Annotated in this window: 3 protein-coding genes; all 3 read right to left on the reverse strand. The window is 76.0% G+C overall.

Annotated elements, in window-relative coordinates; genetic code table 11:
* A partial coding sequence (locus tag ABZW03_RS36500; RefSeq protein ID WP_355268463.1) for a S8 family serine peptidase occupies window positions 1–1,340 on the reverse strand: 1,340 nt, incomplete at its 3' end.
* Window positions 1,341–1,360: 20 nt separating this feature from the next.
* Window positions 1,361–4,726 (reverse strand): right-handed parallel beta-helix repeat-containing protein, encoded by a 3,366-nt coding sequence (locus ABZW03_RS36505; protein WP_355268466.1) that lies wholly within the window; start codon window positions 4,724–4,726, stop codon window positions 1,361–1,363.
* Window positions 4,727–4,817: 91 nt separating this feature from the next.
* A partial coding sequence (locus ABZW03_RS36510; RefSeq protein ID WP_355268469.1) for a hypothetical protein occupies window positions 4,818–5,470 on the reverse strand: 653 nt, incomplete at its 5' end.

The following is a 5,470-nucleotide window of genomic DNA, read 5'->3' on the forward strand; positions in this document are numbered from 1 at the left end:
GCCGTTGGTGCCGCCGCCGAACTTCGGCCCGTAGACGTCCTGGTGGAGGTCGACCAGGACCAGCAGGCCCAGCCGGTCGGCCCGGTCGAGGAGCCTCGGGCGCGGGCGCGGGGGGCCACCGCGGCGGCGGCCGCGGCGAGGGCGATGACGGCGAGGGAGGAGAGGGCGATGACGCCCGCCTGGGTGCCGGAGTCGGAGGCGGGCGGGGCGGGGGGCATCGCAAGGTCGGGGGCCGCGGTGGGCGGGGCCGGGGTGGCCCCGGCCGCGAGGCGGGTGACGGCGGCGACGGGGTCGACGGTGCCGTGGCCGTACCGGGGGTCGGGGCTGCGGTAGGCGGTGGCTTCCAGGCGCTGGGTCAGCTGGTCGGCGGTCAGGTCCGGGCGGTAGCCGAGGACGAGGGCGGCGGTGCCGGCGACGAAGGCGGTGGCGAAGCTGGGGCCGGCGCCCGTGTAGTAGCCGCCGGGGGCCGGGCCGGGGCCGGTGACGGCGTCGCCGGGCGCGGCGAGGTCGATCCGGCCGCCGACCGGGACGGCCCCGGCGCCCTCCGGGAGCGTCCCGCCGGGGGCGAGGTCGCGGACGGCGAGTACCTCGGGGTAGGCCGCCGGGTAGGCCGGGAGCGGTTTGACCGTACCGGCGGTGTCGGTCGGGGCGGTGTCGGGCGCGGCCGGGGCGACGATCAGCGCGCCCTTGCCGCGCGCCGCGCGGACCGCGGCGGCGAGGGCGTCGGTGCCGGCGGGCAGCGCCACCCCGACCGCGATGATCCGCGCGCCCCGGTCGGCGGCGGTGGTGATGCCCTGGGCCAGCAGGTCCGCCGAGGCCGTCCCGGCCTCGTTGGTGACCGAGACGGCGAGGATCCGGGCGCGCGGCGCGAGGCCCGCGAAGCCGGCGCCCTCGCGCTGGTCGGCGGCGATCAGGCCGGCCAGGAAGGTGCCGTGGCCGACGCAGTCCTGGGCCGGGTCGGGGCCGCCGGGCAGCGGGGCCAGGTCGAGCCGGCCGGCCAGCAGGCCGCCGCCGTCCTTGACCCCGGAGCCGAGGACGGCCACGGTGACGCCCTCGCCGCGGCTGAGCGGCCAGACCCGGTCGGGCCGCAGGAAGGTCTGCGGCCAGGGGGTGAGCTGGGTGCCCTTGGTGGACGGCGGCAGGCAGCCGACCGCCCGTCCGGTCGCGTCGCGCCGCTGCTGGCTGACGCCGGGCAGGGCGTCCGGGGCGTCGCGGCTGTCGGCGGCGGCCGGGCCCGCCACCGGCAGCAGCAGCCCGGCCACGAGCAGCCCGGCGGCCGCCCGGGCACACGGCGACGTCCCGCGGGCCCGGGGCGCCGCCCCCCGGCCGTGGGGCCGCATGCCAGGCTGCCGGTCCCGGCTCATGCCAGGCTGCCGATCCGCTCGGCCGGGATGTCCTGCGGCAGCAGCAGGCTGAGCTCGTCCAGGTCCGCCACCTCCAGCCGGGAGAGCCGGCCCGCCTGCCGGGTGATCATCGCCTCCAGCACCTGCCGGGCGAACCGCCCGTTGCCGAAGGAGCGGTCGCGCGGGACGGCCCCGAACAGGGTGCCGAGCGCGGCCAGGGTCTCCGGGGCGCAGGTGTAGCCGGCGGCCTCGGCCTGCACCCGGACGATGGTGACGAGCTCCTCGTCCGCGTAGTGGTCGAAGGTGATCTCCCGGGAGAACCGGGAGGCCAGGCCGGGGTTGGACGCGAGGAAGCCGCGCATCTCCTCCTGGTAGCCGGCCACGATCACCACGACCTCGTCGCGGTGGTCCTCCATCAGCTTCATCAGGGTGTCCACGGCCTCCTGCCCGAAGTCCCCGCCGGAGCCGTTGCGGGGCGTCAGGGTGTACGCCTCGTCGATGAACAGCACGCCGCCGCGGGCGCGTTCGAAGGCGTCCTTGGTGAGCTGGGCGGTGTGGCCGATGTAGCGGCCGACCAGGTCGGCGCGGGCGGTCTCGATCAGCTGGCCGGAGGGCAGCACGTCGAGTTCGGCGAGGAGTTCGCCGTAGAGCCGGGCGACGGTGGTCTTGCCGGTGCCGGGCGGGCCCGAGAACACCAGGTGGTGGCTGATGGTGGCGGCGGGCAGTCCGGCCTCGATCCGGCGCCGGGTCTGCTTGGTCAGGTTGACCAGGTCCTCGACCTGCTCCTTGGCGGCGGCGAGGCCGACCATGGCGCGCAGCCGGTCGAGCAGGCCCGGCCCCTCGCCGCGCTCCTCGCCGGCGGCGGCCGCGGCGGCCTGCTCGCCGACGTCGGCGGGCAGCAGCCGGGTGAGCGCCTCGTTGTCGAAGTGCTCCAGCTCGGCGAGCCGGGAGGCCTGCCGGTCGACCATCTCCTCGAACACCTTGCGCGCGGCCCGGCCGTTGCCGAAGTCGGCGCCCTTGGGCATCCGCTCGAAGTGCGCGGCGAGCGCCTCCCGGGTGCCCTCGGCGAGCTCGTAGCCGTGGCCGCCGGCGGCGTGCTCGACGATCGTGGTGAGCTCGTCGTCGCTGTAGTTGGCGAACTCGACGGTGCGGCTGAACCGGGAGGCCAGGCCCGGGTTGGAGGCCAGGAACTCGCGGATCTCGGCCTCGTACCCGGCGACGATCACGACCAGGTCGTCGCGGTGGTCCTCCATCAGCTTGACCAGGGTGTCGATGGCCTCCCGGCCGAAGTCCGGCCCGGTGCCGCCGGAGCCCGCCGACAGGGTGTACGCCTCGTCGATGAACAGCACCCCGCCGAGGGCCTCCTTGACCACCTCGGTGGTCTTCAGGGCCGTCCCGCCGATGATCGAGGCGACCAGGTCGGCCCGGGCCACCTCGACCAGGTGGCCGCTGCGCAGCACGCCGAGTTCGGCGAGGATCGCGCCGTAGAGCCGGGCGACGGTGGTCTTGCCGGTGCCGGGCGGGCCGGCGAAGACGAGGTGCCGGCTCATCGGCAGGGCGGGCAGCCCGGCCTGCTCGCGGCGGCGGGCCAGCTTGTTGAGGTTGACCAGGGTGGCGACCTGCTCCTTGACGCCCTTGAGGCCGACCAGGGTCTGGAGGACGGCCTGCGGGCCCTGCAGCGCGGCCGGGGCGGTCCCGGCCCCGGCGGTCCCCTCGGCCGGGGCGTCGGCCCCGTCGGCGCCGGGGGCCGCGCCGGGCTCGGCGGTGGCGACGGCCGCGGTGCCGAAGGAGTCCGGCGAGCGGTTGTCCCGGCTGTCGAGGTTCTCCACCGCGAGGCGGTCGGTCGGCTCGGTCTGCCGCAGCCCGGCGCCCTGGTTCTCGGCGGCCGTGCAGTCGGTGAGCCGGACCGGCTCGGTGCTCTCGGAGCGCAGCCCGTCCACGGTGTTGTCGACGAGCTGGCAGGAGGTCAGGGTGGCGCGGGCACCGGGCAGCAGGTGCAGCCCGTGCCGCCGGTTGGTGCGCAGCCGGGTGCGGGTGGCGGTCAGTTCGCCGCCGTGCTCGACGCTCGCGCCGTCGAGGGCGTTGTCGGTGGACTCGACGTCGCGCAGGGTGGCGACGCCCTCGGCGCCGACCGAGATCCCGCAGGACCCGCTGCCGCGCACCAGGCTGCCGCCGAGGTAGGTGTTGGCGCCGTCGGCGATCCGCACGCCGTCCCGGCCGGCGTCGACGACGGTGACGTCCTCCAGCCGGCCGCGCCCGTCGCGCAGCGCCTCGATCCCGTGGCCGCCGGCGGCGGTGACGGTGCTGCGGCGCAGCAGCGGGTTGGCGCCGTCGCGCACCACGACGCCGGTGCCGGCCGCGTCGCGGACCTCCAGCCGGTCGAACTCGGCGGCGCTCTCCCCGGTGAGTTCGACGCCGTCGGTCTCGGCGTCGCGCACCACGGCCCGCACCAGGCTGGGCCCGGCCGACTCGCCGACGTGGATGCCGGCCTGGGCGGGGGCGGTGACCTCGCAGTCCTCCAGGGTGCCCCGGGCCCGCCCGGCGATGTGCAGGCCCTGGCCCTGGGGGCGGACGGCGCGGCAGCGGCGCAGCAGCGGGTCGGTGCCGTTGGTGAGGACGTAGCCGTGGCCGCGCACGGCGGTGACGGTGCAGTCCTCCAGGACGACCCGGGCGGTGGAGCCGACGAAGACGCCGAGCGCGCTGTCCCGGATCTCGGTGCGCAGCAGGCGCGTGGTGCTCTGCTCCTCCAGCGCGACGGCGGGCTTGTCGGTGGCGGAGATCTCGCAGTCCTCGACCACGCCGCGCGACTCGCCGTTGGCGCACAGGCCGTTGCCGCGCGCGTCGCGCAGCACGCAGCGCCGCACGGTCGGGTTGGCCCGCTCGCCGATGACCACGGCCGAGGTGCCCAGGTGCTCGATGACGCTGTCCTCGATCACGCTGGTGCCGGTGGAGGTCTCCACCAGCCCGGCGCCGGCCGGGTTGGTCACCCGGCTGCCGCGCATGGCGAGTTCGCCCTGCTGGCGGGTGAGCACGGCGGTCCACGCGTTGCCGATCACCTCGCAGTCCTGCATGGCGAGTTGGCCGCGCGGGACGTCGACGGCGGGCAGGTCGTCGTCCTGCCCCTGGAGCACCAGGCCGGTGAGCTGGACGGCCTCGGTGAGCACCTGGACCACCGAGCCGCGTCGCGGGCTGATCCGCACGCTGCCCCGGACGTCCTCGGCGGTGATGCTCACCACCTTGGTGAGCACCAGGTTCTCGTCGTACCGGCCGGGGCGGACCGAGATCACCGCGCCGCTGCGGGCCGCCTGGAGGGCTTCGCCGATCGTGCGGTAGGAGCCGGGCTCCCGCTGATCCGCGCAGACCGTCAGCACCGGGCGCGACATTGCCTGGGGTTCCCTTCGTCGTGGGGCGTTGTGGTTCGGGTGTTCGGTGGGTTGCGGTGGTTCGGTGGGGTCGGGCAGGGGGCGGGCGGGGTCAGGCCGTGCAGGTGGCGCGGACCGCGGCGGCGGCGTGGTGGGCGTAGGTCACGGTGCCGCCCGAGAAGTCCAGGCCGCGGCTGTGCAGGGTGACCGAGATCGGGCCGCGGTAGGAGAACGGCCCCTGGTTCACCCAACTGCCGCGGTTGGCCGTCTGGTTGATGGAGAAGGAGCCGATCTGGCCGCCGCCGCTCTGCACCGTGTAGTAGCTCGGGTTGCCGCCGACCTGCTTCACGTCGCCGCTGCCCGGGATGTAGACGGACAGGGTGCAGCTGCTGACCTTGTCGACGGTGAAGGTCCAGACCACCGAGTTGCCGCTGTCGTCCTTGTTCGCGTCGCCGGACATCGGCATCGAGACGTAGTTGCCGTTGCAGCCGTCGCCGCTGTAGCCGCCGGAGTTGTTGCGCCAGCCCTTGTCGCCCTGGTCGAACCAGCCGTTGGCCTTGTACGTGCCGCCGGGCTTGCAGTACGGGCCGGCGATCACGGTGACCGGTGCGGGCGGCTTCGCGGCCGGGGGCGCGGGCTGCTGGGCGGCCGGCGGGTTGGGCGCCGGGTTGTTCTTCGCGGTCGGGGTCGCGCTCTGCCCGGTGGCGCCGGAGGGCGCGTCCTCCCTCCAGCGCACCGTCGGGGCGTTCCACCTGGCCTTCGCCG

This window comes from Kitasatospora sp. NPDC004799, assembly GCF_040609095.1.
Classification (GTDB): domain Bacteria; phylum Actinomycetota; class Actinomycetes; order Streptomycetales; family Streptomycetaceae; genus Kitasatospora.

Excerpts from the sequence above, each read along its gene's own strand:
- ABZW03_RS36505 (WP_355268466.1), bottom strand. The coding sequence starts at position 4,726 with ATGTCGCGCCCGGTGCTGACGGTCTGCGCGGATCAGCGGGAGCCCGGC.